Origin of the sequence: Campylobacter sp. FU_497, from assembly GCF_025772425.1 — a bacterium.
Taxonomy (GTDB): domain Bacteria; phylum Campylobacterota; class Campylobacteria; order Campylobacterales; family Campylobacteraceae; genus Campylobacter_D; species Campylobacter_D lari_C.
Window position 1 is genome coordinate 1 of record NZ_JAKMSC010000019.1, and the last position, 26,485, is coordinate 26,485.

Annotated in this window: 26 protein-coding genes and 2 pseudogenes; 21 read left to right on the plus strand and 7 right to left on the minus strand. The window is 30.9% G+C overall.

Going from position 1 to position 26,485, the window contains the following annotated elements; genetic code table 11:
* A pseudogene (locus tag L8W68_RS07140) lies at positions 1-648 on the plus strand (hypothetical protein); the annotation flags it as partial.
* A gap of 11 nt (positions 649-659) precedes the next feature.
* Here the strand turns inward: L8W68_RS07140 and L8W68_RS07145 are convergent.
* On the minus strand, positions 660-2,138 hold the full coding sequence (locus L8W68_RS07145; RefSeq protein ID WP_263675584.1) for a flagellin B: 1,479 nt from the start codon (positions 2,136-2,138) through the stop codon (positions 660-662).
* Between the two features lie 159 nt (positions 2,139-2,297).
* On the opposite strand from L8W68_RS07145, the gene L8W68_RS07150 reads away from it, so the two are divergent.
* From L8W68_RS07150 to L8W68_RS07175, 6 genes are all read left to right on the plus strand, one after another.
* Complete coding sequence (locus L8W68_RS07150) at positions 2,298-3,776, plus strand: flagellin B (protein ID WP_263675585.1); 1,479 nt, start codon at positions 2,298-2,300, stop codon at positions 3,774-3,776.
* A gap of 113 nt (positions 3,777-3,889) precedes the next feature.
* Positions 3,890-5,974: a type I DNA topoisomerase gene (gene topA, locus L8W68_RS07155; RefSeq protein WP_412175559.1), complete on the plus strand. Its 2,085-nt coding sequence runs from the start codon at positions 3,890-3,892 to the stop codon at positions 5,972-5,974.
* Positions 5,974-6,810, plus strand: coding sequence for a biotin synthase (locus L8W68_RS07160; protein WP_263675614.1), 837 nt, complete (start codon positions 5,974-5,976; stop codon positions 6,808-6,810). Before topA ends, L8W68_RS07160 begins: the two co-directional genes overlap by 1 nt.
* Positions 6,791-7,969: a cation:proton antiporter gene (locus tag L8W68_RS07165; protein ID WP_263675586.1), complete on the plus strand. Its 1,179-nt coding sequence runs from the start codon at positions 6,791-6,793 to the stop codon at positions 7,967-7,969. Before L8W68_RS07160 ends, L8W68_RS07165 begins: the two co-directional genes overlap by 20 nt.
* A gap of 39 nt (positions 7,970-8,008) precedes the next feature.
* Positions 8,009-8,767, plus strand: a complete 759-nt coding sequence (locus tag L8W68_RS07170; protein ID WP_263675588.1) for a 3'(2'),5'-bisphosphate nucleotidase CysQ — start codon at positions 8,009-8,011, stop codon at positions 8,765-8,767.
* On the plus strand, positions 8,767-9,417 hold the full coding sequence (locus L8W68_RS07175) for a hypothetical protein (protein WP_263675589.1): 651 nt from the start codon (positions 8,767-8,769) through the stop codon (positions 9,415-9,417). Before L8W68_RS07170 ends, L8W68_RS07175 begins: the two co-directional genes overlap by 1 nt.
* Here L8W68_RS07175 and L8W68_RS07180 read toward each other — a convergent pair.
* The 3 genes from L8W68_RS07180 to L8W68_RS07190 are packed head-to-tail and all read right to left on the minus strand — an operon-like array spanning position 9,410 to position 11,340.
* Positions 9,410-10,186: a UDP-N-acetylmuramate dehydrogenase gene (locus tag L8W68_RS07180; protein ID WP_263675590.1), complete on the minus strand. Its 777-nt coding sequence runs from the start codon at positions 10,184-10,186 to the stop codon at positions 9,410-9,412. The two genes, L8W68_RS07175 and L8W68_RS07180, sit on opposite strands and share 8 nt — an antisense overlap.
* On the minus strand, positions 10,183-10,449 hold the full coding sequence (gene fliQ, locus L8W68_RS07185) for a flagellar biosynthesis protein FliQ (protein WP_012660903.1): 267 nt from the start codon (positions 10,447-10,449) through the stop codon (positions 10,183-10,185). Before fliQ ends, L8W68_RS07180 begins: the two co-directional genes overlap by 4 nt.
* A gap of 27 nt (positions 10,450-10,476) precedes the next feature.
* Complete coding sequence (locus tag L8W68_RS07190) at positions 10,477-11,340, minus strand: menaquinone biosynthesis family protein (RefSeq protein WP_263675591.1); 864 nt, start codon at positions 11,338-11,340, stop codon at positions 10,477-10,479.
* Between the two features lie 110 nt (positions 11,341-11,450).
* Here L8W68_RS07190 and recA point away from each other — a divergent pair, with 110 nt between their 5' ends.
* The 4 genes from recA (at position 11,451) to L8W68_RS07210 (ending at position 14,680) form a co-directional block, all read left to right on the plus strand.
* A complete protein-coding gene (recA, locus tag L8W68_RS07195) occupies positions 11,451-12,485 on the plus strand; it encodes a recombinase RecA (protein WP_087700900.1) in 1,035 nt (344 codons plus the stop codon).
* Positions 12,485-13,729, plus strand: a complete 1,245-nt coding sequence (gene eno / locus L8W68_RS07200) for a phosphopyruvate hydratase (RefSeq protein ID WP_263675615.1) — start codon at positions 12,485-12,487, stop codon at positions 13,727-13,729. The genes recA and eno overlap by 1 nt, the downstream gene beginning before the upstream one ends.
* A 74-nt stretch (positions 13,730-13,803) precedes the next feature.
* Positions 13,804-14,007 carry a hypothetical protein gene (locus tag L8W68_RS07205; protein ID WP_052241300.1) on the plus strand — a complete coding sequence of 68 codons (204 nt, stop codon included), beginning with the start codon at positions 13,804-13,806 and terminating at the stop codon, positions 14,005-14,007.
* Entirely contained in the window at positions 13,997-14,680 is a 684-nt protein-coding gene (locus tag L8W68_RS07210) for an AMIN domain-containing protein (protein WP_263675592.1), read from the plus strand. The genes L8W68_RS07205 and L8W68_RS07210 overlap by 11 nt, the downstream gene beginning before the upstream one ends.
* Positions 14,681-14,694: 14 nt before the next feature.
* On the opposite strand, the gene L8W68_RS07215 is transcribed toward L8W68_RS07210, so the two are convergent.
* Entirely contained in the window at positions 14,695-15,078 is a 384-nt protein-coding gene (locus L8W68_RS07215; RefSeq protein ID WP_263675594.1) for a group III truncated hemoglobin, read from the minus strand.
* A 104-nt stretch (positions 15,079-15,182) separates the two neighbouring features.
* On the opposite strand from L8W68_RS07215, the gene L8W68_RS07220 reads away from it, so the two are divergent.
* The gene (locus L8W68_RS07220) at positions 15,183-15,659 is read left to right on the plus strand and encodes a cysteine permease (protein ID WP_263675596.1); all 477 of its coding nucleotides are present in this window, start codon (positions 15,183-15,185) and stop codon (positions 15,657-15,659) included.
* On the opposite strand, the gene L8W68_RS07225 is transcribed toward L8W68_RS07220, so the two are convergent.
* Positions 15,628-16,938 carry an MFS transporter gene (locus L8W68_RS07225; RefSeq protein ID WP_263675597.1) on the minus strand — a complete coding sequence of 437 codons (1,311 nt, stop codon included), beginning with the start codon at positions 16,936-16,938 and terminating at the stop codon, positions 15,628-15,630. The two genes, L8W68_RS07220 and L8W68_RS07225, sit on opposite strands and share 32 nt — an antisense overlap.
* A 2-nt stretch (positions 16,939-16,940) precedes the next feature.
* A complete protein-coding gene (locus L8W68_RS07230; RefSeq protein ID WP_263675598.1) occupies positions 16,941-17,102 on the minus strand; it encodes a highly acidic protein in 162 nt (53 codons plus the stop codon).
* A gap of 87 nt (positions 17,103-17,189) precedes the next feature.
* On the opposite strand from L8W68_RS07230, the gene moaC reads away from it, so the two are divergent.
* The 9 genes and pseudogenes from moaC to L8W68_RS07270 all read left to right on the plus strand — a co-directional run bounded on the left by moaC (position 17,190) and on the right by L8W68_RS07270 (position 26,244).
* The gene (gene moaC / locus L8W68_RS07235; protein ID WP_263675600.1) at positions 17,190-17,663 is read left to right on the plus strand and encodes a cyclic pyranopterin monophosphate synthase MoaC; all 474 of its coding nucleotides are present in this window, start codon (positions 17,190-17,192) and stop codon (positions 17,661-17,663) included.
* Positions 17,641-17,904 (plus strand): DUF493 family protein, encoded by a 264-nt coding sequence (locus L8W68_RS07240; RefSeq protein ID WP_039667882.1) that lies wholly within the window; start codon positions 17,641-17,643, stop codon positions 17,902-17,904. Before moaC ends, L8W68_RS07240 begins: the two co-directional genes overlap by 23 nt.
* Before the next feature lie 12 nt (positions 17,905-17,916).
* Positions 17,917-19,047 carry a hypothetical protein gene (locus L8W68_RS07245; RefSeq protein WP_263675602.1) on the plus strand — a complete coding sequence of 377 codons (1,131 nt, stop codon included), beginning with the start codon at positions 17,917-17,919 and terminating at the stop codon, positions 19,045-19,047.
* An 83-nt stretch (positions 19,048-19,130) separates the two neighbouring features.
* A pseudogene (locus tag L8W68_RS08285) lies at positions 19,131-19,682 on the plus strand (cache domain-containing protein); the annotation flags it as partial.
* Positions 19,683-19,706: 24 nt separating this feature from the next.
* Positions 19,707-21,068: a methyl-accepting chemotaxis protein gene (locus tag L8W68_RS07250; RefSeq protein ID WP_412175560.1), complete on the plus strand. Its 1,362-nt coding sequence runs from the start codon at positions 19,707-19,709 to the stop codon at positions 21,066-21,068.
* Positions 21,069-21,403: 335 nt separating this feature from the next.
* The gene (locus tag L8W68_RS07255; protein ID WP_263675606.1) at positions 21,404-22,816 is read left to right on the plus strand and encodes an aspartate ammonia-lyase; all 1,413 of its coding nucleotides are present in this window, start codon (positions 21,404-21,406) and stop codon (positions 22,814-22,816) included.
* Positions 22,817-22,834: 18 nt separating this feature from the next.
* On the plus strand, positions 22,835-24,169 hold the full coding sequence (locus L8W68_RS07260) for an anaerobic C4-dicarboxylate transporter (RefSeq protein ID WP_263675609.1): 1,335 nt from the start codon (positions 22,835-22,837) through the stop codon (positions 24,167-24,169).
* A 93-nt stretch (positions 24,170-24,262) separates the two neighbouring features.
* Entirely contained in the window at positions 24,263-25,606 is a 1,344-nt protein-coding gene (locus L8W68_RS07265) for a TrkH family potassium uptake protein (protein WP_263675610.1), read from the plus strand.
* On the plus strand, positions 25,603-26,244 hold the full coding sequence (locus tag L8W68_RS07270; protein ID WP_263675611.1) for a potassium channel family protein: 642 nt from the start codon (positions 25,603-25,605) through the stop codon (positions 26,242-26,244). The genes L8W68_RS07265 and L8W68_RS07270 overlap by 4 nt, the downstream gene beginning before the upstream one ends.
* The last annotated feature ends 241 nt before the right edge of the window (positions 26,245-26,485 follow it).

Below are 26,485 nucleotides of genomic sequence, written 5' to 3' on the forward strand. Positions count from 1 at the left end.
ACAGATTTATTTATTACTGCTTATGGTGGTAATGGAGTGGTAGAAACGAACATATATTGGGATATTTTTAGAAAAACTTTTCAAAGAGATATAGAGTTAGTTAAAAAAATCAACATTACAACCTACAATGCTACAGAAGGTGGAGCTAGGATAGAAGGTGCGCTAGAAATCACTTTTTCTAAAATTTGTAAAGAATTCTTAAAAAAGACAAAACCTCATTTTGCTTTTCCGATAAAAAATCAAGAAAAGCTAGTAAAATGTATCACAAAAACACATTTTACCATAGATAAACAATTAAATATTTTATCAAAATACCTACATCAAGGAAAAGATCTTTTATCTCAAATTAATAAAATTTTTGAAAATAAATCAAACAAAAACATCCTTTCTCTCATTAAAAAAATAGATTATTTTAAAATAAAAGTTTATAAAAATCCTTTTATTAAAAGTGAGTTATTTGAGCCGTTGTTTTTTCATCTTGAGAGCAATCTAGCTATTATTTATGTCAAATCAATCAACACAGAAAAAGAAAAAGCTTTAAAAAATATAGAATGGATAAAAGCAAATAAAGAATGGCTTGAAAATTTTATTAGTTTTTTAACTATACAAAATGAAGCGATAAAAAAAGTTGATTTTAAAGCCCTTTAAAAGGGCTTTAACTATTGTAAAAGTTTTAATACATTTTGTTGTACAGCATTTGCTTGACTCATAGCATAAGAACCACTTTGAGCTAAAATGTTATATTTAGAAAAATTCGCACTCTCAGCTGCAAAGTCAACATCTCTTATAGTAGATTCAGCTGATTTAATATTTACTTGAGTTACACTAATGTTATTAATAGTAGCTGTGATTTGATTTTGCACTGCACCAATATCTGCTCTAATATTATCAAGAGTTGCAATAGCACTATCTGCCAGATCCATTACAGCCATAGCTCCTCTAAGAGTAGTTACACCAGCGCTTTTAGCTGTAGTTTTATTATCAGCCGTACTCATAGCATTAAATCCCATAGCAGAAGCAACATCAGCTGAAATTTGTCCTTTTACTGCTTCCATATTTGCAGTTACTTGAGCTACATTAGCTTCATTTGAGAAACCGGCACCTATTCCATTTGCAACACTAATAAGTATATCCCTACCATCATTTTTAACTAAAGATAATCTACCATAATTTTCCTCAGCCACAATTCCATCTAGTTCATTCATAGAACCACTAAGTTTTATCCCTCTACCATCAGCTGAATTTAAAATGAGTTTTCCATCTACTACAGAAGCTTCAACTCCTGTTGTATCTTTTTTAGAATTTATAGCCGCAACCAAAGATCCATCTTTATCACCTGGTTGAAATGTAATCTTACCTATAACAACACCATTAATAGAAAAATTTGATCCTGTAGAACCAGCAGGTAAAGCTCCGCTTGATATGGTTTGAACTACTGCAGTTGCCCTAACACCTGTTTTATCTGCTACTTTATTTATCTCATCAGCTAAAGCTCCAAGTCCTGTTCCAACGCTATATGAAATAGGAACACTCTGAAACTTATAATCATTCACCCCATCATAAGATTTAATAGTAAAAGAACTAGTTCCTGAAGCTGTTACTCTAGCACCTGTTTCAAAACGTGTATGACCTATTTTACTTGATTGAGTTGGCCCTATAGTAGCATGCACTGTTTGGTTTGATTGAGCGCCGATTTGAAATTCTTGATTTACAAAATTTCCACTTAGCAATTGTTTACCATTAAATGAAGTAGTGTTTGCTATATTGTCAAGTTCTTCCATTAAACGATTGATTTCATTTTGAATCATCGTTCTAGTTTTAGCTGTTTGCCCATCTTGAGCAGCTTGAGTAGCTTTAACTTTAATGGTATCAAGTATTTTTAATTGTTCATCCATAGCTTTATCGGCAGTTTGTAAAATACCTATAGCATCATTACCGTTATTGATAGCTTGACCTAAAGATGCAGCTTGATTTCTCAAAGAATCAGCTATAGCCATACCAGAAGCATCGTCTGCTGCTGAATTTATTCTCAAACCTGAACTAAGTCTTCCTAGAGATTTATCTAACTCTCTAGCTGTGATAGTTGAATTTGCGTGTGCATTCATTGCACCTATGTTGGTGTTTATTCTAAAACCCATTTTAAATCCTTTCAAAATATTGCTTAGCTCATTAAAAGCAAATAGTGTTCCAAAAAACATAAAACTTTTTTATGCAAAAATATAAATCTTTTTATTTTCTTTCCGATATAGTTTTTAACGACAGCATGACGGTGTCGAATATATTTAAAAGGATTTAAAATGGGATTTCGTATTAACACAAATGTAGCATCTTTAAATGCTCAAGTAAACGCAGGAATGAACTCAAGAGCATTAGATAGCTCTTTAGCAAGACTTAGTTCAGGTTTGAGAATAAATTCAGCAGCAGACGATGCTTCTGGTCTAGCTATAGCAGATAGCTTAAAAACTCAAGCTAATACTTTAGGTCAAGCTATTAACAATGCAAATGATGCAAACAGCATGCTTCAAATAGCTGATAAAGCTATGGATGAACAATTAAAAATACTTGATACCATTAAAGTTAAAGCTACTCAAGCTGCTCAAGATGGGCAAACAGCTAAAACTAGAGCGATGATTCAAGGTGAGATCAACAAACTTATGGAAGAACTTGACAATATAGCAAATACCACTACTTACAATGGTAAACAATTGCTAAGTGGTTCTTTTTCTAACCAACAATTTCAAATAGGCGATAAAGCAAACCAAACAGTAAATGCTACTATAGGTTCAACTAACTCAAGTAAAATCGGTCAAACTCGTTTTGAAACAGGTGCTAGAGTAACAAGTGGAGGCGATATTTCAATAACACTAAAAAACTACGATGGTATTAATGATTATAAATTCCAAAATGTTACCGTTTCTACCAGTGTTGGAACAGGACTTGGAGCTTTAGCAGCTGAGATTAACAAAGCATCTGATAAAACAGGCGTTAGAGCTAGTGCGACAGTTCAAACCATATCAACTGCAGCATTAACAGCTGGCTCTACAGGAGAAGGATTTACTATCAATGGTGTTGTTATAGGAAAAGTTGTTTTCAAAGAAGGCGATAAAGATGGTGCTTTAGTTTCAGCTATCAATGCCAAAAAAGACACAACAGGAGTAGAAGCTTCTATAGTAGATGGTAAACTTGTTTTAAACTCAGCTGATGGCAGAGGAATTAAACTAAGTGGGACACTAGGAGCTTTAGATACTCAAATAGCAGAAGAAAACTATGGTAGATTAACCTTGGTTAAAAATGATGGTAGTGATATTGTTGTTTCTACAACAGGCGCTGGTTTTTCAGCAAATGCTACTGCAAATGGTTTATCAGAAGCTACAGTAAATCTTGAAAGCGTCAAAGGTGAAATTTCTGCTGATATTGCTTCAGCTATGGGCTTTAACGCTATGAGTAAAGCACAAATTGGAACAGGAAAACAATCAGCTGGTGTTACCACCTTACAAGGTGCAATGGCTGTTATGGATATAGCTGATACTGCTATAGCAAACCTTGACACCATTAGAGCAAACATCGGTGCTACACAAAATCAAATCACATCAACTATTAATAACATTAGCGTAACTCAAGTTAATGTTAAAGCTGCTGAATCACAAATTAGAGATGTTGACTTTGCAAGCGAAAGCGCAAACTACTCTAAAGCTAACATTCTAGCTCAAAGTGGATCTTACGCTATGGCTCAAGCAAACGCAGCTTCTCAAAATGTATTAAGATTACTTCAGTAGTCAACTTACGGTTTCCTAAGCTCACCTTTTGGTGGGCTTTTCTTCTTTTCTAAGCAAAAAATTTAACTTTTTTTTATACACTTTTACTAATTTTAATCCTCACAAGGAAAATAATGAAAAATTTAATCATAGTAGAATCACCTGCTAAAGCTAAAACCATAGGTAATTTTCTAGGTAAAGACTATGAAGTAATAGCTTCTAAAGGCCACATTAGAGATTTACCTAAAACTAGCTTTGGTATAAAAATAGAAGATGAAAATTTTAAACCAGAATATAGAATTTCAAATGATCATTCAAGTTTAGTAAAAGAACTCAAAGAAAAGGCTAAAAAAGCTAAAACCATCTACCTTGCAACCGATGAGGATCGCGAGGGTGAAGCTATAGCTTATCATATAGCTAAGGCTATTAATAAAGATGAAAATTCCCTGCCACGCATAGTTTTTCATGAGATTACTAAAAGCGCTATAGAAAATGCTTTAAAAAACCCAAGATCTTTAAATGTAAATAGCGTCAATGCTCAACAAACTAGACGCTTACTTGATCGCATAGTAGGCTATAAATTAAGTCCTTTACTAAATCAAAAAATCCAAAAAGGCTTAAGTGCAGGGCGTGTGCAAAGTGCGGCTTTAAAAATCATCGTCGATAGGGAAAGAGAAATAAAAGCTTTTATTCCTTTAAAATACTTTAGTATAGATATGATTTTTGAAAAAGACTTGCAAGCTGAATTAGTCGAATTTCAAAATCAAAAGATAGAAAAACTAAGTCTAACTAACGAAGACAGAGCCAAACTCATCTTTGAAGCTTGTAAAAATGCTAACTTTAAAATAAAAGATATAGAAAGTAAAGATAGAAAAATAGCTCCACAAGCACCTTTTATGACCTCAACCCTGCAACAAAGCGCGAGCAATCGCCTAGGTTTTAACCCTAAAAAAACCATGATGATAGCTCAAAAACTTTACGAGGGTGTAAAAACCCATCAAGGTATTATGGGTGTGATTACTTATATGAGAACTGACAGCTTAAACATCGCAAAAGAAGCTTTAGAAGAAGTAAGAAAGCTCATTAAAAATGATTTTGGCAAAGAATACTTACCAAGCAAGGCAAATATTTATACCACTAAAAGCAAAGGCGCTCAAGAAGCACATGAAGCCATAAGACCGACTAATCTTAGCTTCACTCCAAAGCTTGCAAGTGAGTTTTTAGAAAAAGATGAAGCAAGATTATATACTTTAATATACAATCGCTTCCTAGCTTCACAAATGAACCCTGCTATCTCTCAAACTCAAAATGTCTATGTAAAATCAAATGAAGCAAGTTTTAAAATAAGCGGTAGAAAAATTTTATTTGATGGACATTATAAAGTATATGGAGATATGGACAAAGATAAAATCTTACCTAATTTGAAACTAGAAGATACATTAAATATCCAAAATATAGAATTAAACTCACATTTTACCGAGCCACCTTCAAGATACTCTGAAGCTGGACTTGTTAAAAAGTTAGAAAATCTTGGTATAGGACGCCCTTCAACTTATGCTCCAACCATCTCTTTACTTAGTGCAAGAGAATATGTGCATATAGATAAAAAGCAAATCATACCTAATGAAATAGCCTTTGTTGTAACAGAAGTTTTAGAGCAAAACTTTAGCGATATAGTAGATAGCGATTTTACTTCTAAAATGGAAGATAAACTTGACATCATTGCAGAAGGTAAAATGGATTGGCAAGAAGTTTTAAGAGAGTTTTATTTTCCTTTTATGAGAAAAATTGATGAGGGTAAAAAAAATATAAAAAGTCAAAAAACTTTCACAAAGCTAGATGAAACCTGCCCTGATTGTGATGGTGAGCTTGCTATAAGAAAAGGAAGATATGGAGAATTTATAGCTTGTTTAAATTTTCCAAAATGTAAATACTCAAGAAATTTAAAACAAGAAACACAAAATGAAGAAAAAAGCGAGAAAAAACTCAATACCATAGGCATAAAATGCCCAAGTTGCCAAGAAGGCGAGATCGTAGAGCGTTTTTCTAAGCGTGGTAAATTTTATGGATGTAGTGCTTATCCAAAATGTAACTATATAAGCAAATATAAACCAAGTGAAGAAAAATGTAGCGAGTGTGGCGAAACTTTAATCATCAAAGAGCTTAAAAAAGGCACATTTTTAGAGTGCTTAAAATGCAAAATCAAAAAGGAAATCTAATGCAAATCATGCTTTGTGCTATATCTAATATAGCAAGTGGAGGGTGTGGGGAGGACTGTAAATACTGCACTCAAAGTGCTCATGTGAAAACTAATATCAACAAATACAAAAGAAAAGATATAGACCAAATTGTTTTAGAAGCTAAAATGGCTAAGAAAAATGAGGCTTTGGGGTTTTGTTTAGTTACAGCAGGAGCTGGGCTTGATGATGAAAAACTTGAGTATGTGTGCAAGGTAGCTCATGCGGTGCAAAAAGAAGTAGAAGGACTTTTACTCATAGCTTGTAATGGCATAGCAAATTTAGAACAACTCAAAGAATTAAAAAAAGCAGGAATTTTTTCTTATAATCATAATCTAGAAACTTCCAAAGAATTTTTCCCAAACATTTGTTCTACACATACTTGGGAGCAAAGATTTCAAACTAATCTTTATGCTAAAGAAGCAGGTTTGATGCTTTGTTGTGGTGGAATTTATGGTCTTGGAGAAAGCGAAGCTGATAGAAAAAGTTTTAGAACAAGTTTAAAAGAGCTTGATCCTTTTTCCTCACCTATTAATTTTTTCATACCAAATGAAAATTTAAAACTCAAGCAAGACTTATTAAATGCTGATGAGGCGTTAAATATCATCAAAGACACTAAAAAAGATTTACCAAATGCACATATCATGGTAGCAGGTGGTAGAGAAGTGGTGCTAAAAGAAAGACAATATGAAATTTTTGACGCAGGAGCTAGTGCTATAGTAGTGGGTGATTATCTTACAACCAAAGGCGAAGAACCTAGCAAAGATATACAAAAACTAAAACAAATGGGATTTAGCTTTGCTAGCTCATGCCATTGATGCTCAAGCTGCTACGGATTTAAAAATTTTATTGGTCGTAGCAGGATGTTTGCTAACTTCACCTTATATTGCTAAATTTTTAAAACTCCCGCTTTCAGCCACTGAAATCATGCTTGGTTCTTTTATAGGATTTTTGGGTTTTATAGGAGAAAGCGAGAATTTTAAGCTTTTGGCTAATGCAGGATTTTACTATCTTATGTTTATTGCGGGTATGGAGATTAATCTTAAAACCTTTTTAAACACTGAAAGAAGCTTGCTTAATAAAGCTTTTATCTACATCATACTTTTATATGCTTTTAGTGTTTTAGTGGTTGAAAGTATAGATATTTCTTATATTTTTGTCATTATCATACCTGTTATGAGTGTGGGTTTACTCTCAACACTTTATAGAGACTTTGGCAAAAACTGTGAGTGGCTTAATGTATCCATGGTAGTAGCCACTTTAGCTGAAGTTGTAAGCATAGTTTTGCTTACCATAGCTGCGGCATTTTTGGGAAAAGGAGCTGATCTTTTCTCACTCACTCAAAATTTATTATATTTAGTGGGATTTTTAGCACTTTGTATTTTTGGATTTAAATTTTTAGAAGTGCTTTTTTGGTGGTATCCACAACTTAAAACCATACTCATGCCTTGGCAAGATCAAAATGAAAAAGATATAAGATTTTGCATGGCAATTTTTATAGCCATAGTTGCGATTATGATTTATTTTAAACTTGAAGTTGCACTTGGAGCTTTTATAGCGGGTTCATTTATAGCTACTTTTTTTGACCACAAAAAAGACTTAGAGCATAAACTTTCTAGTTTTGGCTATGGCTTTTTAATCCCTATATTTTTCATTTATATAGGCTCAAGTTTTAAACTCCAAATGCTTTTAAACCCTCAAGTTTTACTCATAGCTTTTTCGCTAACTGCCTTTATGATAGGACTAAGAATACTTTGTGCTATGACTTTTGTAAAAATACTTGGTTTAAAAAATACCTTTTTATTTGGACTAAGCCATTCTATGCCACTAACCTTACTCATCGCAGTAGCTACGCTTTCTTATCAAACTAATATTATCACTCAAGATATATACTCAGGGCTAGTGCTTACTGCTTTACTTGAAGCAATTTTAGCCATTAGCTTAATTAAATTTATCAATAATCTTAGTAGAAAATAATTCTACTAAGTATTTATATAAAACTGTTATACTTTTTTTATGAAAAATTTAGACACACTTTTAGAATTAGCCTTAAAAGCAGGCAAGGAAGCCTCTAAAGTATTGCTTGAATATAAAGACAAAAATACCTTGTGGCTTAAAGATGATGATTCTCCGGTAGGTTTAGCTGATATAAAATCTAATGAAGTTATTAGCGAAATTTTAACTTCAAGCGATATAGCTATATGCTCTGAAGAAAATATACTCTCTTATGAAGAAAGAAAAAATTTAGAGTATTTTTGGCTTATAGACCCTCTTGATGGCACTAAATCTTACGCTAAAAAAGATAAAGAATATTGTGTTTTAATCGCATTAATCCATAAAAACACCCCTATACTTTCACTCATAGGCGATGTGGAAAATCATGCATTTTATTATGCACATATTCATACTAAGGTTTATAAAAATAATGAAATTTTAAATCTTAGTTTAGAGCAATACGAAAAGGTTAAAAATATAGCCCTTTACTCTAAAAATCATGATAATAATGAAGATTTTTTTATTCAAAATCATCTTGAAGGCATTAAGGTTTCATCTGCTTTGAAATTTGTATATTTACTTGAAGCAAAAGCTGGAATTTACCCGCGTTTTGGTGGTCCAAAAGCTTGGGATATAGCTGCGGGAGATTTTTTAGTCAAACAAAATGGTGGAATTTTATATGATTTTGATAAAAAGGCTTTAGATTATAATAGTCTTGATTTTAAACTTCCAAGTTTTATAGCTTTTGCTAAAAATGAATTTAAATTAAAAGGTTTTTAGTGAGATTTTTTTTGGTGTTTTTGTGTTTTTTAAGTGCTATTTATGCTAACTCTTTTGCAAATAAAAAAATCATCAAATTACAAAATAATGATGATTTTAATATCATCAATCTTGAGCAAAATATAAATTATGACAAGCTCTCGCATATTAGCACCTTAGCTTTAGTGCCAAGCTATGAAAAAGAATATAATTTTTATTTTTCAAATTTAAAAATCGATGCTAAAAGCATGGCAAAAGACACACTAAAAGCATTAAGTGCTATTTTAAATGAGCAAAATAATTTTGCCTTACTTAGTCAAAAAGAAAATCAAACTTATATCAATAGTCAAAATATCTTGCAAAAAAATAAAAATTTCATCGATGCAAGTGAGTTTTTAGAATTTAATCGTTTCAAAAAGGCTGATTTTATTATTTTGCTAGATTTAAAAAGTATTCAAGCAAGCCAACAAAATTTCTTACTTTTTTCCAATTTTGAAGTCAAAACCGACATAGAGTACAAACTTTTTAATGCCAAAACAAAAAAACTAAAAGATCATAAAATTCTTACTATCAATACTCAATTTAGCACAAATGATAAAAATAAATCTTATCAAGAATTAGTCCAAGAAATAGCTACAATTGTTTATGAAGATATTAAAAATACTATATAATCACCACTTCTTCTTCTAAAACAATCCCAAATTCTTCAAAAACTCTTTTCTTAGCAAGCTCTATCAAAAACATAGCATCATCAAAACTAGCGTGTTTTTTATTGATTAAAAAATTTGCATGTTCATTGCTAAACATCGCATCATTTTTACTAAAACCTTTAAGATTAACTGCCTCTATCAACCTTCCTGCATGATCGTTTTTGGGATTTTTAAAAATAGAGCCAAAGCTAGCACCTTTGGGTTGATTTTTTCTTGCATTTTTTAAAAGTTCATCTTTAACTGGGTCAAATCCATATTCTAAAAAAAACTTCGCGCTAAACATTACTTCTTTAATAGGGTTAAACCTATAAGCAAAAGCAATATTTTGTTTTAAAATTTCTTGATTAAAAGTGTAAATGCTGATTAAGTTTTTACTAATATCCTCATCTTTTAATCCTGCATTCATTTTTAAAATACCGCCCAAAGTTCCTGGGATATTTCTTAAAAACTCAAAGCCTTTTAGGTTATTTTCTTTAGCAAAATGATACATTTTAAAAGATTTCACGCTAGAGCCTATCTCTAAAAACATACCTTTTTCATTTTGCTCTAAAATTTTAATGTAATCAAAACTTTTCCCTAAAATTCCAAGTTTTTTAGGCTTTGGAGAAATTAAAAGATTATTTGCCCCGCCTATTAAAAAACCATCAAATTTACAAGGTTCTTCAAGTATTTGCACTTCAAAGCTCGCGCCTATACGTACAGAAGAATACTTAGAAAAATCAATAATCATCGAATAAAACTTGGAATTTGATTTAAAATATTCGTTGTAAAATCAATCATAGAACTTATCATCCAAGGCATTAAAAATACTATCACCACAACAACAAGTAAAATTTTTGGCACAAAAGAAAGTGTAGCTTCATTAATTTGCGTTACAGCTTGAAAAATACTTATAATAAGCCCTGCGATAAGTCCTGCTAAAAGCATAGGTAAAGAAAGCATAAGTGTGATTTTAAAAGTTTGTACACCCAAGGCTACTAAAGTACTTTCCATATTTTCTCCTTAAAAATTCAAATTCTATCAAGAATTTCTAAATTCTTCATACTCACTAGGTATAAGATAATCTTTGCTTTTTATTAATTTCTCATAAAATCCATGATTAAATCCAAGCTCAAAAAGCTTATCTATGGCATTGTATTGTTTATCATTCATATTTATAGAGTTTTTATTTGCGTATAAATTTAAATACACATCAAGTTTTTGCGCATCAACGCGTATTAAATTACGCTCTAAAAGCATAGAGGCTAAGATTTTTCTATTATGATCAGCTACTTCTACTGCTTTAATCAAATCTTTTTCAACCGCTATTGCATCATTAAGTGGTAAAGATCTTCTAAGCGCCATACCACCTAAAGGTAAAGGCAAATCATCTTTGGCTAATTCTTGCCAAATATCCCAAAGTTCAGCCTCAACACACAAACTAGAATCAAATTCTAAAATACTCTCATGTATAAGCACTCCTGCATCAACCTCATCTTCTAAAACAGCCTTTTCAATTTCTAAAAAATTCTTATAAACTATCCTAGCCTGTGGGTATTTTATGCGAAAGATTAAAGCATTAGTAGTGTGTGCTCCACTTAAAGCAACTTTAAAATTTGGCTTTAATTTTTTATATTTTTTCTTAATAAGCTTTGGCCCATAACCCTCGCCAAAACTCACAGCAGTTTTTAATAAAGCATATTCACTAGCTATTAAAGGATAAAGTGCAAAAGATATCGCACTAACATCGTATATATTTTCTAATGCAAGTTCATTTAAAGTTTGTATATCTAAAGCTGTATTTTCATACTCATAAGCATTCCCAACCCAACCAAATTTAATCGCCATATACATAAAAATATCATCAGCATCAGGAGAGTGTGCTACGCTAATTTTTTTATTCATTTTTTTCCTTGAAAAATTTAAAAAAGTATTTTAGCAAAATTCAAAATAAAAACTTATATTAAATTTCTTTTTGATACAATTTTAAACATATTATAAAAGGATTAACAAGCATGGATGATAATAAAAGAAAATCACTTGATGCAGCCTTAAAAAGTCTTGATAAAACCTTTGGAAAAGGTACTATTTTAAGACTTGGCGATAAAGAAGTTGAGAAAATTGATTCTATTCCTACAGGTTCTGTTGGACTTGATTTGGCTTTAGGAATTGGTGGGGTTCCAAAAGGAAGAATTATAGAAATTTATGGGCCTGAAAGTTCAGGTAAAACTACACTTACCTTACACATCATAGCAGAATGTCAAAAAAAAGGTGGAGTTTGTGCGTTTATTGATGCTGAACACGCTCTTGATGTAAGATATGCAAAAAATTTAGGTGTTGATACAGAAAATCTTTACATCTCTCAACCAGACTTTGGCGAGCAAGCCTTAGAAATCGTTGAAACCATAGCAAGAAGCGGGGCTATTGATCTAATTGTAGTAGATAGCGTTGCTGCACTTACTCCAAAAGCAGAAATCGAAGGTGATATGGGAGATCAACATGTAGGTCTTCAAGCAAGATTAATGAGTCAAGCTTTAAGAAAATTAACTGGAATTGTCCATAAAATGAACACTACTGTAATTTTCATCAACCAAATTCGTATGAAAATAGGAATGATGGGCTATGGAACTCCTGAAACAACTACCGGAGGAAATGCTTTAAAATTTTATGCTTCAGTGCGTTTAGATGTAAGAAAAACAGCTACTTTAAAACAAAATGATGAGCCTATTGGAAACCGCGTTAAAGTAAAAGTAGCTAAAAACAAAGTAGCCCCTCCTTTTAAACAAGCTGAATTTGATGTGATGTTTGGCGAGGGTGTAAGCCGTGAAGGTGAGCTAATAGACTATGGTGTAAAACTTGATATTATTGATAAAAGTGGTGCGTGGTTTTCTTACAAGGCTTCTAAACTTGGTCAAGGTAGAGAAAATGCTAAAGCCTTTTTAAAAGAAAACCCAGCTATTGCAGATGAAATCACTCAAGCCATACAAAACTCAATCGGTATAGATAGTATGATTTTGGGCGCAAAAGAAGACGATGAAGGAGAAGAATGATGTTGATTATTGAAGATTTAAGAGCTTTTGAAGTTTTAGACAGTAGAGGCAATCCTACCATTAAAGCTGAAATCATGTTAAGCGATGGTAGTGTGGGTAGTGCTATCGTTCCAAGTGGTGCAAGCACAGGAAAAAAAGAAGCTTTAGAATTAAGAGATAATGATGAAAGATTTGGCGGAAAAGGTGTTTTAAAAGCCATTGAAAACATCAATGGCACCATAGCTGAAAATATTATAGGGCTTGATGCATTTAATCAAACCCAACTAGATAATACCCTTTTAGAAATTGATGGAACAAAAAACTACTCTAATCTAGGAGCAAATGCAACTTTAGGAATTTCTATGGCAACAGCACGTGCTGCTGCTAATGCACTTGGAGTGCCTTTATATCGTTACTTAGGTGGAGCAAATGCAAGTGTATTACCTGTGCCAATGTGCAACATCATCAACGGTGGTGCGCATGCAAACAATAGCGTAGATTTTCAAGAATTTATGATTATGCCTTTTGGTTTTTCAAGCTTTAAAGAAGGATTAAGATCAGTTTGTGAAATTTATGCAGTATTGAAAAAAGAATTAGCTAACCTAGGTCACTCTACTGCTTTAGGTGATGAGGGTGGTTTTGCACCAAATTTAGCAAATAATACAGAACCACTTGATCTTTTAATGACTTGTATTAAAAAAGCAGGCTATGAAAATAAAATCAAACTAGCACTAGATGTAGCAAGTAGTGAGCTTTACAAAGATGGTAAATACCATTTAGAAGGTAAAGTTTTCTCAAGTGAAGATTTAATCGCGCGTTATGAAGAATTATGCGCTAAATATCCTATTTTTAGCATCGAAGATGGTTTAGCTGAAGATGATTATGAAGGTTGGATTAAACTTACTCAAAAGCTTGGCAATAAAGTTCAACTTGTAGGTGATGATTTATTTGTAACTAATGAAGATATTTTAAGAGAAGGCATCATGAAAAATATGGCAAATGCTGTATTGATTAAGCCTAATCAAATTGGAACAATCACTCAAACTATGAGAACAGTAAGATTAGCTCATAGAAATAATTATAGATGTATCATGAGCCATAGAAGTGGCGAAAGCGAAGATGCTTTTATAGCTGATTTTGCAGTAGCGCTTAATACAGGACAAATCAAAACAGGAGCTTTAGCAAGAGGCGAAAGAACTGCTAAATACAATCGCTTATTAGAAATTGAACTTGATAATGATGAGTACTTAGGAGATAAACTCTGAGCGATTTATTAAAAGAGTATGATGAGCATTCCAAAAAAAAGGAAGCTCGTCATCAACTCATCAAGACTATTGCTTTGTCATTTGTAGCTATTATTGTTGCTATGTATTTTGGTAATATGTTTTTTGGTAAATCTTCACTAGATGTGCTACTAACACTCAAAGAAGAGCAAAAAATTTTAGAAAAAAATATCATAACTTTAAAAGCTAAAAATGCCCAAGCCCAAAAAGAATATTTGCAACTTTTAAGACTTAAGGGAGAAAATTCGCATGAGAATTAAATTTTTTATATTATTTTTACTTTCTTGTGTATTTTTAAATGCAAAGGATAATCCTTTTGATAATAATTCAGAACAACAAAACACTGAATTTGTAAAACTTAGTCCTTTTCAAAGACAAGATTTTAATTTTAATTCCGATGCGAGAATTTTAAAAAATATTACCATTACTTATATCAACCTTGATGGCTCTGAAGAACAAACTACCTTAGATATATATAAAAGCATTAACTGGCATGATACTTACTCATTTATAAAAACCAAAAGTCCAAATGTCGCGCCTATACTTGATGTATCTGTAACTGTACCACAAAAACAAGGAAATAAAAACTCAAAAATAGAAGAAAACAACACCACCTTAAATATAGAAACACCACTTTTTAGTGGAAGTATTTATAATTTTATATCTATTAGTTTTTACAATAATAAAATCAACATTAAAACTGAAGATAAAATGTTAAGAAATTTATCTATAGGAGATCCAACTAAAATTATCATAGATTTTGCTAAAAAGCAAAATTTTAACACCAAAACACTACAAGTTAATACAGCAAAAGTTAAAAAGGTTGTATTTGGATCACATAAAGGGTATTATCGTTTAGTTATATATCTTGATGGAAAATATAGTTATAAATATTCCCATAGTGAAAATTTACATACCTTTAGCTATCGCTAAGAGTTTTACAACTCTTAAGCAAATTTATGATCATAAATAATCATTTGAAATCTTTGAGCTATCATTCTAGCTCTTTCTATGATAATACTTCTTGGTTCATCTTCAAAAACTTCTTGCAAACTCTCATCGAATAAATTAAGCCAAATATCAAAAAATTCTCTTGGAAATGGAGGTAATTCATGATGAGCTCTCAAAGGTGAACCACTATAGCTTGGATCAGCCAAAAACATTCCCGCCCAAAAACTTGCTATTTTTTCTTTATGTTTTTTCCAACTCTCATCATCTGTGCCGATTTTTTCATTAAAAATAGGTCCTAAATCCTTGTCTATTCTAACTTTTGCATAAAAAACATCCATAAGTTTTTTAATACCCTCATGATTAATAGTTTCAAATTTCATACTTTTCCTTAAAAATAATTTTGGCTTATTGTATTAAATTTAGAAATTAAAAATATAAACAAAAGTCAATTTTTAGTATAATTTTAAAAAACTAAAGAAAAACTATGACTTATACTATTTTGCCACCTAATCAATTCTTAGATGATTATGTCTTAAATGTACAATTGCATCAATTAGCAAATATCTCTAAAAATGCTTATAAATTTTGGAAAAACGTTCAAGCAGCACGCTATCAAGGCACAAGAGTGGTATTTTTACATAAAAAAAGTATTTTAAAAAAACACCAACATCTTATACAAAAATGTGAAAATTTAAGTGGCTATGTGCTAGCAAGTGCTTTTTGCTCATTTACAACCCTAGCTCCATCTCATTTAGTAGAAAAAAATAATTCTCAAATTTATAAAATCTTAGATATAAAAGAAGTGTGTGGAGTTAAATTTGTAAATTTAAAGGCATTTTACGATCTTTTAAAGCTAGATTATAATTATAATATTTACATCGAAAAATGCCATTTTTTTAGCCCTACTCCTTTAGAAAAACGTATTAAAATCACTGAGAGTATGTGCGTTGGGTATTACTAAGATATTTAAACATCAAAGCAGAAAAAAGTGAGATTATAGCCATAGCTAGCATATAAAATCCCAAAGAAAAACGAGCAATATTTTCTAAATTTGCTAAAGCAATGGTGTGTAAGAATAAAGCAAGTTGCGGGGTAAAACCACCGGCTAATGCATAAGCTATATTATATGAAAAACTAAGTCCTGAAAATTTAATCTTAGCATCAAATACTTCACTCATCATTAAAGGACAAAAATTCATCACTCCAGCAAAAAAACAAGTACTCAAATAATACACACTCACTGTATTAAAATCAGGTGTTTTAGTATAAAGAGCATTAAAATAAAACAAGCAAGTTAAGAAAAATCCTAGTGAAAAAATCACACAAGCTTTCACTATGCCTATTTTATCAGCCAAAATTCCACTTAATATACAGCCAATTACAAGTACAACTATACCAAGCATTTGCATATAAGTTTGGACGCTTGCATCAATACTTAACATTTTTGCCATAAAAGAAGGTATGATTAAAATCATCACAACAATGCAAGCAGTTAAAACCCAAGTTATCAACATAGAAAGCACAACACCTAACTTGGCTTTTTTAAACACTTCTTTTAAAGGGAATTTTTCTAAGGCTTTATCTTTTTTCATTTGCTCAAAAACAGGAGTTTCTCTTAAAAATTTACGCAAATAAGCAGAAATAATCCCAAAAATTCCACCCAAGAAAAATGGAATTCTCCAAGCCCATTCATAAAGCTCTTCTTGTGTAAAAAATTTATTCATCATCAAAAATACAAAACTTCCAAGCAAAATTCCACCTACTACAGAAGCTGTTAAAAATCCAAGATAAGTGCGTTTTTGTCCATTTGGAGCATGCTCAAAAACAAAAACCCAAGCACCAGGTAATTCCCCACCTATAGCTATACCTTGACAAATCCTTACAAATATTAAAAATACTATACATAAATATCCTATGCTTTCATAAGTAGGTATAAAAGCAAGCATAAAAGTTGGCACAACCATCAGTAAAATACTAAGCATAAACATCTTTTTACGACCAAATTTATCGCCAAAATGTGCCATGATTATACCACCAAGTGGTCTAGCTAAATATCCTGCAGCAAAAATCCCATAAGTATTAAACATTTGCCAAAATGGGCTTAAATTTTCAGGAAAGAAATTTTTAGAAATATAACTTGCAAAAAATACAAAAATGATAAAATCATAAAATTCTAAAGTCCCTCCCAAAGAAGAAAGACCTAAAACTTTTATATCTTTTTTAGTAAGATTTTTACCCACGATTAATCCATCTCATAAGTATCATCATCACTACAATCATCATCGTATTCATAATCATCATCATCATAATTATACGATCTTTGATTGTTTGCATAAGTATCATCCTCTATTTCATCATACATTTCATCATCATAATTTTCAAATTCTTCATCATCATAAGCCATTATAAATCCTTTAAAATTTTTTAGTAGTATTTTAATATAAAAATATACATTTTGGTATAATTTTTCAAACTTTACTTAAGGAAAAATATGAATTTAACGCATTTAGATGAAAAAAATTATCCCAAAATGGTAGATGTAAGTCAAAAAGATATCACCCAAAGAGAAGCTTGTGCAAGTGGTAAAATATACATGAGCAAAGAAGCATTTGAAGCTATCATTGAAAATAAAGCTAAAAAAGGACCTGTTTTGCAAACTGCCATCACAGCAGCCATCATGGGAGCTAAGCAAACTTCAAATCTTATCCCAATGTGCCATCCTTTAATGATTTCAAAAGTACAAACTCACATAGAAGAAAACAAAGAAGAATGTTCTTTTAAACTTTTTGTAACCGTAAAATGCGAAGGAAAAACAGGAGTTGAAATGGAAAGTCTAACTGCTGTTAGCATTGGGCTTTTAACTATTTATGATATGGTTAAAGCTATCGATAAAAGTATGCAAATTACTGATATAGTTTTAGAAAGCAAAGAAGGAGGAAAAAGTGGTAAATATCTGCGATCTTAAAAAAGAACCTATTATAAACTACCCTACTTTTTGGGATTACAAAGTCGTTTTTGAAGCTGGAGTTGATGCTTTGGAAGTTTTTACTCAAATACTTAATGAAAGAGAATTTAAATATAAAATCTCAAATACTAGCAAACAAGGAACATATAAAAGTTATCTTTTAAGTGTTTATGTTGATAGCAAAAGCGATCGTTTAAATATTTTTAATCAATTAAAAAGTAAAGCCAAATTTGTATTATAAAAAGGAAAAACTATGAAAAATTTAGCCATAATTTTTGAAAATTCTCTCTTAGCTTGTGAAAAAAATGAAATTCCAAACTTAATTAGTGAGCTTGTTTTTAATCTAAGTTATAAAAAAATTAGTTTTGAAAATACTAGCAATGAAGAGCTTTTTGCTATCTTTTCTAAAGTATTAGAAAAACTTGGACTTATAAATGAAGAAAATATTTCCAAAATAATCCAAGGTATTATTAAAGCTAGAGTTGAAGAAGATAAAAAAGCATTTTTTGTTTATATTAACGAATATGGCAAATTAAAAGTAAAAATAGAAGAACAAAAAAACACCATTAAACACAAAATTTGCGATAACTTTTTTGATTTAGAAAAGACTTTAAAAGATTTAAATTTAAATGAATTTAATATAAGTATCAATGATGCAATGCTTTATGATATAGAAATACTAGGCCTTTTAAAAGAAACTGCCGAGAGTGCTTTTATCACAACTTTAGAAAAAGGTGAAAACATAGAACTTACATCTTGTGAAATCGCTAAAAACCTTGTATTTAATGCAATTTGTGAAGGAAGCTTTGAAAAAGAAAGAATTTTAAAAATATCCCAAGTAGTTTTAAATGCTGCTTTTGAACTTGCTAATGAATCAAAAGTTTTTGCTTATGATTTATGTATAGGAAGTATTTATGGGACACAAGAAGGAATTTCTTTGGCGATTGAAAAATTTAAATCAAGCTTTGCATATAGCGCTTTAGAACATGATTTAAAAAATAAAGAAAAAGAGCTTATAGACATAGAGCAAGAATTTATCCAAATGCTTAAAAAAATATCATTAGAATTTAATAATCCCGTAAAAGATATACTTAAAGATTTATTAGAAAATAAATTTGACACTTTATTTGCCAAATTTAAACGCTTAATACAAGAAAACAGAGAACAAATTCTTATCAAAATTAATGAAATTAAACAAAATCCAAAAATTGATGATTTTAGCAAGCTAGCACAAAGCAAACTCAATATCTTAGCTAAAGAGTTAAATGAACTCGAAAAACTCACAAGCCATAAATATAAAAATTTAGATAAAAACAATGCAAAAGAATTGGGAGTGAGATTGTGGGAAAAAGCAAAAAAATTAATTAAAAAAAATATTAATTGATAATTAATTTTTAAAAATTAAAATTACAAAAATAAAATACGGAGGAAATTATGTTTAACACTTTGAAAGTTAAATTGTCTTTAATGGCAAATTTTTTCACTGCACTAAGTTTGATTATTTTAGGTGTGTTAAGTTTTTACTTTACCAAAACATACCTTTATGATAATGAGCTAAAAAGGCAAAATGATATTTTACAAGTTGCTCGAACTTCTTTAGAAACATTTCGAAAGCACAATAGTGATTTAATTTTAAATTTGGAAAAAACAATTTTGGAATTTCCATATGAAAAATTAAATTCCGAACAAGCTTTGATAGATAATGTTGGCTCTATTTTAAAATCATATAGAAAAGCTTCTGGAGTTTTATCTGCTTTTATAAGTTTAGATAATGGAGAAAATCTTGTAAGTAATGATACTAGTGATAAAAATAATAAAAATATCGAAATTTATGGACAAAATATCAACTATGATGCTAGAACTAGACCATGGTATATTGGAGCCAAAGAAAATAAAGATATTTTCATCACTTCTCCTTATATTGATAAAGCAACAAATCAATATGTAATAACATATACTAAATCTATATATAAAAATGGTAATTTTGTAGGAATTATTGGGGTTGATATTCCAGTAAAAGAGCTTCAAGAAAATTTTGAAAATATGCCTGGTAATAGCTTTTTATTTGATGAAAATGGAAAGATATTTGTTGCTAAAAACAAACAGTTATTAGATCCATCGGTAGATCATGGACCGGTATTAAATGCACACAAACAAAATGGTGATTATTCTTTCTTTGAATATGGATTAAAAGGAAAAGAAAGGCTAGGTATATGTGCTAAAATATCTTCTTACCTTGTTTGTAGCACCGAAAGTGCTGATGTTATAAATGAGCCTATTTTCAAAACAGCAACAATACAAACAATTGTTGTAAGTATCATGGTTGCCTTAAGTGTTATCACACTCTACTTCATCATCTCTTATTATCTATCCCCTTTACAAGCAATCCAAAAAGGTATCAATTCTTTCTTTGACTTCATCAATCATAAAACAAAAGATTCTGCTATGATAGATGTTAAGACTAATGATGAATTTGGAATTATTGCCAAAGCCATCAATGAAAACATCACTAAAACTAAAAATGCATTAGAACAAGATGCTAAAGCAGTAGAACAATCAGTAGATACAGCTAAAGAAATAGAAGGTGGTAATCTAACAGCTAGAATAACAGCAATTCCTGCTAATCCTCAATTAATAGAATTAAAAAATGTATTAAATGAAATGCTGAATGTATTAGAACAAAAGGTTGGTTCTAATATGAATGAAATTAATAGAGTATTTGATAGCTATAAAGCATTAGACTTTACAACAGAAGTTAAAAATGCTAAAGGTGGAGTTGAAGTAACTACTAATGTATTAGGTCAAGAAATCGTAGCTATGTTAAGACAATCATCTGAATTTGCTTCTTTATTAGCAGATGAGAGTGGTAAATTACAAAGTGCTGTTAAGAACTTAACAGATTCTTCATCAAGCCAAGCTTCTTCTTTAGAAGAAACAGCAGCAGCATTAGAAGAGATTACTTCTTCTATGCAAAATGTATCGCATAAAACTAGTGAAGTTATTGCTCAAAGTGAAGAGATTAAAAATGTTACTTCTATAATAGGAGATATTGCTGATCAAATTAACCTACTTGCATTAAATGCAGCTATTGAAGCAGCACGTGCAGGAGAACATGGACGTGGCTTTGCTGTTGTTGCTGATGAAGTTAGAAATCTAGCAGAAAGAACTCAAAAGTCTTTAGGTGAGATTGAAGCTAATACTAATATCTTAGTTCAATCTATTAATGAAATGGGTGAGAGTATTAAAGAACAAACTACAGGTATTACTCAAATTAATGATGCTGTAGCTCAAATTGATCATGTAACCCAAGAGAATTTAAAAATAGCAAACGACAGCGCTATATCAGACAATGTCAATCAAATAGCTAATGATATCTTAGAAGATGCTAGGAAGAAAAAGTTTTAAATAATTAAACTAAACCCTTAATGGGTTTAGTTTTAATCTGCTTTGTCTGCGGTAAGTTGATTCCATTTTAAGATTTCTTTAAAAACTTATATAAAAAGTAAATATAAAATTATTAAAATTAAACATAAAAGATAATAATAAATACTATAAACTAAAAAATATCCATAAAATGTCTTATATTTAGAAAATGAATATCAATATTCTGGCTTATTTTATATATTTTTATTGAAATTTAAAAAATTTAGAAAAATTTATGAAACTTTTATAAAAAATTGTTATATAATACTCATTAAGTTTATAAACAAAACTTAAATAAAACCCACAAGGAGTACATCATGGGAACAAGAAAAGAACACGACTTTATTGGTGAGTTGGAAATTTCTGACGAAGTTTATTATGGAGTTCAAACTTTTAGAGCACTAGAAAACTTCCATATGAGTGGTAGAAGATTACAAGATTATCCTTATTTTGTAAAAGCTTTCGCTCAAGTTAAAAAAGCAGCTGCTCTTGCTAACAAAGAAGTTGGAGTTCTTGATGCTGACAAAGCTGATGCTATCGCTAAAGCTTGCGACAGATTAATTGCTGGTGAATTTTTAGATCAATTTGTTGTAGATATGATCCAAGGTGGTGCTGGTACTAGTACAAATATGAATACTAATGAGGTTATCACTAACATTGCTCTTGAAAGCATGGGACATAAAAAAGGTGAATACCAATACCTTCATCCAAACGATCATACAAACTTAGGTCAATCTACAAACGATACTTATCCAAGTTCAATCAAAGTAGCAACTTACGCAAAACTTACTGATCTTTTAAAAGCTATGGAACTTTTAAAAACTGAATTAGAAGTTAAAGCTAAAGAATACAAAGATATCATCAAAATGGGTAGAACAGAGCTTGAAGATGCGGTTCCTACAACTTTAGGAAATACTTTCAACGCTTTTGCTAGCTATATTAAAAGTGATATTGAAAAAATCACAGCAGCTCGTGAGTCAATGAGTTATTTAAATCTTGGTGCAACAGCTATTGGTACAGGAATTAACTGCCACCCTGATTACAAATTTGTGGTTGAGAAAAAATTAAAAGAAATTACTGGTGTTGAATTTAAACCAGCAGAAGATTTCATTGCAGCTACTCAAGATACTGCTGATTTTGTACATGTAAGTGGTGCATTAAAAACTGCAGCAGTAAGATTATCTAAAATTGCAAACGACTTAAGATTAATGAATTCAGGCCCAAGATGTGGTTTAGGCGAAATTAATCTACCAAAAATGCAACCAGGTAGCTCTATCATGCCAGGTAAAGTAAATCCAGTAATATGCGAAGCAGTAGGTGAAGCTTGCTATGAAGTTATAGGAAATGATGTTACTATCATGCTTTGCTCTGAAAGAGGAGAATTTGAACTTAATGCATTTGAACCAGGTATTGCTTATGGATTATTCAACTCTATAGTTTTACTTGAAAATGCAATGAAATCTCTAGCTGAAAAAGCTGTAAGAGGCTTAACAGCAAATCCTGAAGCATGCAAACAATCTGTACTTAACTCAATCGGTATTGTTACAGCATTTAACCCTGTTTTAGGATATGAAAAATCTGCAAGTATTGCTAAAGAAGCTTTAGAAACTGGTAAAGCAGTTGGCGATATTTGTCTTGAAAGAGGATATCTTCCAAAAGAAGAAATTGAAAGAATTTTAACACCAGAAAATATGTTAAATCCTCACATGACAGAAAAAAGAAAAGCTTAATAATTTAGGAGTTTAATCATGGATATTATGATTATTTTACAACTTATTGTCTTTCTTGGGGCAATATTCATAGGTATCCGCCTCGGTGGCATAGCGATAGGCTATGCCGGAGGTTTGGGTGTTGTTATTTTAGGTCTTGTTTTAGGTATGAAACCAGGTAATATTCCTTGGGATGTTATCTTAATCATCGCTGCAGCAATTGCTGCGATTTCTGCTATGCAACAAGCAGGCGGTTTGGATTATATGGTAAAAGTTACTGAAAGAATTTTACGTAAACATCCAAGATTTATCAATTACCTTGCACCAGCTTGCGGTTGGTTACTTACTATTTTAGCAGGTACTGGTAATGCAGTATTTTCACTTATGCCTGTTGTTATTGATGTTGCAAAATCTCAAAACATTAAACCATCAGCTCCGCTTTCACTAATGGTTGTTGCTTCACAAATTGGTATTACAGCTTCTCCAGTTAGTGCTGCTGTTGTTTATATGACTGGTGTATTAGAACCACTTGGTTGGAACTATCCTGCATTAATTGGTATTTGGATTGTAACTACTTTTGCTGCTTGTATGATTACAGCTTTCATTGTAAGTTTAATCACTCCAATGGATCTTAGCAAAGACCCTGTATATCAAGAACGCTTAAAAGCTGGCCTTGTAAAAAGCGCTTCTGATGTTTTACAAAGCGAAGACAAACCAGGTGCGAAACTTTCAGTTGCCATTTTCTTATTCACAGTATTAGCAGTTGTTCTTTATGCTACAGCAATTTCTAACAATATCAAATGGATTGATCCAGTAGTTATTCCAAGAGATGCAGCGATTATGAGTTTCTTATTAACTGCTGCAACTTTAATCACAATCTTTTGTAAAGTTGAACCTGCTAAAATTTTAGATACAAGTGTATTTAAATCAGGTATGACAGCTTGTGTGTGTGTATTTGGTGTTGCTTGGCTTGGAAATACTTTCGTTGCAGGCCATGAAGCTGGTATTAAAGAAGTAGCAGGCGAATGGGTTAAACAAACTCCAGCTATGCTTGCAGTTGCATTCTTCTTTGCTAGTATGCTTTTATACTCTCAAGCAGCTACTGCAAAAGCTATTGTTCCAGTTATCATTGCTGCATTAGGAATTTCAGCTACAAATCCTGCAGATTCTTATATGCTAGTTGCTTGTTTTGCTGCTGTTTCAGCGCTTTTCGTTCTTCCAACCTATCCTACTTTATTAGGTGCAGTTCAAATGGACGATACAGGTACAACAAGAATTGGAAAATTCATTTTTAACCATGCATTCTTTATCCCTGGTGTATTAGCTATAGCTATAGCTGTTGCTCTAGGTTTCTTAGCAGTAGGAATGCTTTAATACTTTAAACTTTCCACGTTTTAAGTGGAAAGTTCTCTTTTTACTTATTAACCAATTTTAAGTAGAATATTTTTTTAATTTTAAAGAATCAAAATGACAAAATTAACTTTAGATAGAAAAAATATAAGAATTTTATTTATAGGTTATATTCTAGTAGCGCTTTTTGGCACTTTTATCCTTATGCTTCCTATTATGCACACTAAACCCATATCTTTTTTAGATGCATTTTTTACTAGTGCTTCAGCTGTAAGTATGACAGGACTTATTGTGCTAAATACTTCATTAGATTTTAGTTTTTATGGACAACTTGTTATCTTATTGCTTATCCAAATAGGCGGTTTAGGCTATATGAGTATAGCTATGGCTTTGTATATTTTAGTACGCAAAAAAATGAGTTTTGGAGAAAAAAATCTTTTAAGAGAATCCTTGATTTATCCTGGCGCTGATGGGCTTGTAGGATTTTTAAAAAAGGTTTTATTTTTTGTATTTGCCATTGAGCTTATAGGTGCGGTATTATTATTTCTAAGGTTTAAGCTTGATATGAATTTAAGCGAGGCTCTATGGGCTAGTATTTTTCACTCCATTTCTGCTTTTAATAATGCAGGTTTTAGTATATTTGAAAGTGGTTTAATGCCTTATAGAGATGATTTTTGGATTAATTTTATTATCACCTCTTTGATTATCATTGGAGGCTTGGGTTATTTTGTATTATTAGAATTATACTTTTTTTCTAAAAAGCGTTTTGCAAACTTAAGCTTACATACAAAACTTGTTTTAATTTCTACTATTATATTGATTATTTTTGCAAGCTTAGTGGTTTTTTTATTTGAATACCATAACCCAAAAAGTATAGGTAAATTTTCGCTTTTTGATAAAATCATGAGCGCATATTTTACAGCGGTAAATTACCGAACGGCAGGGTTTAACACTCTTGATCTTAGCACCTTTAAAGATGCAAGTTTGTTTTTTGGATCTTTGTTTATGATTATAGGTGGTGCGCCAGGTGGAACAGCTGGTGGTATTAAGGTAACTACTATTGCTGTATTGTTAATCTATGCTTACTGGAGCATCAAAGATAGCAATGCAAGAATTTTTAACTTTGAAATTCCTACAGAAACTATCAACAAAGCTTTCATTATAGCGGTAAGTTCTATTGTATATATCATCGCTTGTGTATTGCTTTTATCTTTAATCGAGGATGATAAAAGCTTTTTACCCTTGCTTTTTGAAACAAGCTCAGCTTTTGCTACAGTAGGAGTTTCAGTGGGTGATGGTGGGACTTTATCACTTAGCGCGCTTTTTAATTCTGAAAGCAAGTTAATTATCATTTTGCTTATGCTTAGTGGTAGAGTGGGTGTGCTTGCATTTTTATTTAGTATATTTTTTAAAGAAAAAGAAAAATATTTAAATTATCCAAAAGGAAAAATCATACTATGAAAAAAGAAACTTATGGTATTATAGGACTTGGAAGGTTTGGTTCGGTTTTAGCAAAAGAGCTTATTGATCAAGGTAAAAGAGTTATTGTTTCAGATATTGATGAAGAAGCAGTTAAGGAATTACAAGATCATGCAGATTTTGCTTATATTTTAGATTCTACTCATACTATAGCTTTAAAAGAAGCAGGTTATGCAAATGCTGATGTTGTCATACTCAGCATAGGTGAAAATTTAGAATCAAGCATACTCACTTTCATGGCTTTAAAAGAAATAGGGGTAAAAAATATCATTGCCAAAGCAAATTCTTCTACACATGGACAAATTCTTTCAAAACTTGGGGTTAATAAAGTTATCTATCCTGAAAAAGAATCTGCAAAGCGTTTAGCTAAAATTCTTATCACTAACCCAAATTTTGAAATCATAGATCTTTCAGCTAATACCATCAAAGTAGCAAAACTTTTGATAGATGAAAATTTAGCAGGAAAAACTTTACAATCTATTGGACAAAATTTAAAAGTCATCGCACACAAACAGCACGATACTTGGAGTATTATGCCAAATTTAGAAACTACTGCTTATCTAAATGATATACTAATGCTACTTGGCACTCAAGAAGAACTAAATCAATACGAATATTAAAAAATCTAAAGCTTATTTTAAGCTTTAGCCTTATATTTAAACCGCATTTTATTTTCCATTAAATATTTTATATATTATTTTACCTATTGCCTAATCTATAAAAACATATAAACTATAATTAAATATATTTTTTTAATAAGTTATTTTAAGATTATAACAACTATTATCAAATTTATATAAAAACTCTATATTATAACTATTTAAATAGTATAATAAGATATTTATACTCTTTATTTATTAC

Bases quoted from the DNA above. Each gene is read 5' to 3' on its own strand.
- L8W68_RS07145 (WP_263675584.1), bottom strand. From the start codon at position 2,138: ATGGGTTTTAGAATAAACACCAACATAGGTGCAATGAATGCACACGCA.
- L8W68_RS07150 (WP_263675585.1), top strand. From the start codon at position 2,298: ATGGGATTTCGTATTAACACAAATGTAGCATCTTTAAATGCTCAAGTA.
- topA (WP_412175559.1), top strand. From the start codon at position 3,890: ATGAAAAATTTAATCATAGTAGAATCACCTGCTAAAGCTAAAACCATA.
- L8W68_RS07160 (WP_263675614.1), top strand. From the start codon at position 5,974: ATGCAAATCATGCTTTGTGCTATATCTAATATAGCAAGTGGAGGGTGT.
- L8W68_RS07170 (WP_263675588.1), top strand. From the start codon at position 8,009: ATGAAAAATTTAGACACACTTTTAGAATTAGCCTTAAAAGCAGGCAAG.
- L8W68_RS07180 (WP_263675590.1), bottom strand. From the start codon at position 10,186: ATGATTATTGATTTTTCTAAGTATTCTTCTGTACGTATAGGCGCGAGC.
- fliQ (WP_012660903.1), bottom strand. From the start codon at position 10,449: ATGGAAAGTACTTTAGTAGCCTTGGGTGTACAAACTTTTAAAATCACA.
- L8W68_RS07190 (WP_263675591.1), bottom strand. From the start codon at position 11,340: ATGAATAAAAAAATTAGCGTAGCACACTCTCCTGATGCTGATGATATT.
- recA (WP_087700900.1), top strand. From the start codon at position 11,451: ATGGATGATAATAAAAGAAAATCACTTGATGCAGCCTTAAAAAGTCTT.
- eno (WP_263675615.1), top strand. From the start codon at position 12,485: ATGTTGATTATTGAAGATTTAAGAGCTTTTGAAGTTTTAGACAGTAGA.
- L8W68_RS07210 (WP_263675592.1), top strand. From the start codon at position 13,997: ATGAGAATTAAATTTTTTATATTATTTTTACTTTCTTGTGTATTTTTA.
- L8W68_RS07215 (WP_263675594.1), bottom strand. From the start codon at position 15,078: ATGAAATTTGAAACTATTAATCATGAGGGTATTAAAAAACTTATGGAT.
- L8W68_RS07220 (WP_263675596.1), top strand. From the start codon at position 15,183: ATGACTTATACTATTTTGCCACCTAATCAATTCTTAGATGATTATGTC.
- L8W68_RS07230 (WP_263675598.1), bottom strand. From the start codon at position 17,102: ATGGCTTATGATGATGAAGAATTTGAAAATTATGATGATGAAATGTAT.
- moaC (WP_263675600.1), top strand. From the start codon at position 17,190: ATGAATTTAACGCATTTAGATGAAAAAAATTATCCCAAAATGGTAGAT.
- L8W68_RS07245 (WP_263675602.1), top strand. From the start codon at position 17,917: ATGAAAAATTTAGCCATAATTTTTGAAAATTCTCTCTTAGCTTGTGAA.
- L8W68_RS07250 (WP_412175560.1), top strand. From the start codon at position 19,707: ATGCCTGGTAATAGCTTTTTATTTGATGAAAATGGAAAGATATTTGTT.
- L8W68_RS07255 (WP_263675606.1), top strand. From the start codon at position 21,404: ATGGGAACAAGAAAAGAACACGACTTTATTGGTGAGTTGGAAATTTCT.
- L8W68_RS07260 (WP_263675609.1), top strand. From the start codon at position 22,835: ATGGATATTATGATTATTTTACAACTTATTGTCTTTCTTGGGGCAATA.
- L8W68_RS07265 (WP_263675610.1), top strand. From the start codon at position 24,263: ATGACAAAATTAACTTTAGATAGAAAAAATATAAGAATTTTATTTATA.
- L8W68_RS07270 (WP_263675611.1), top strand. From the start codon at position 25,603: ATGAAAAAAGAAACTTATGGTATTATAGGACTTGGAAGGTTTGGTTCG.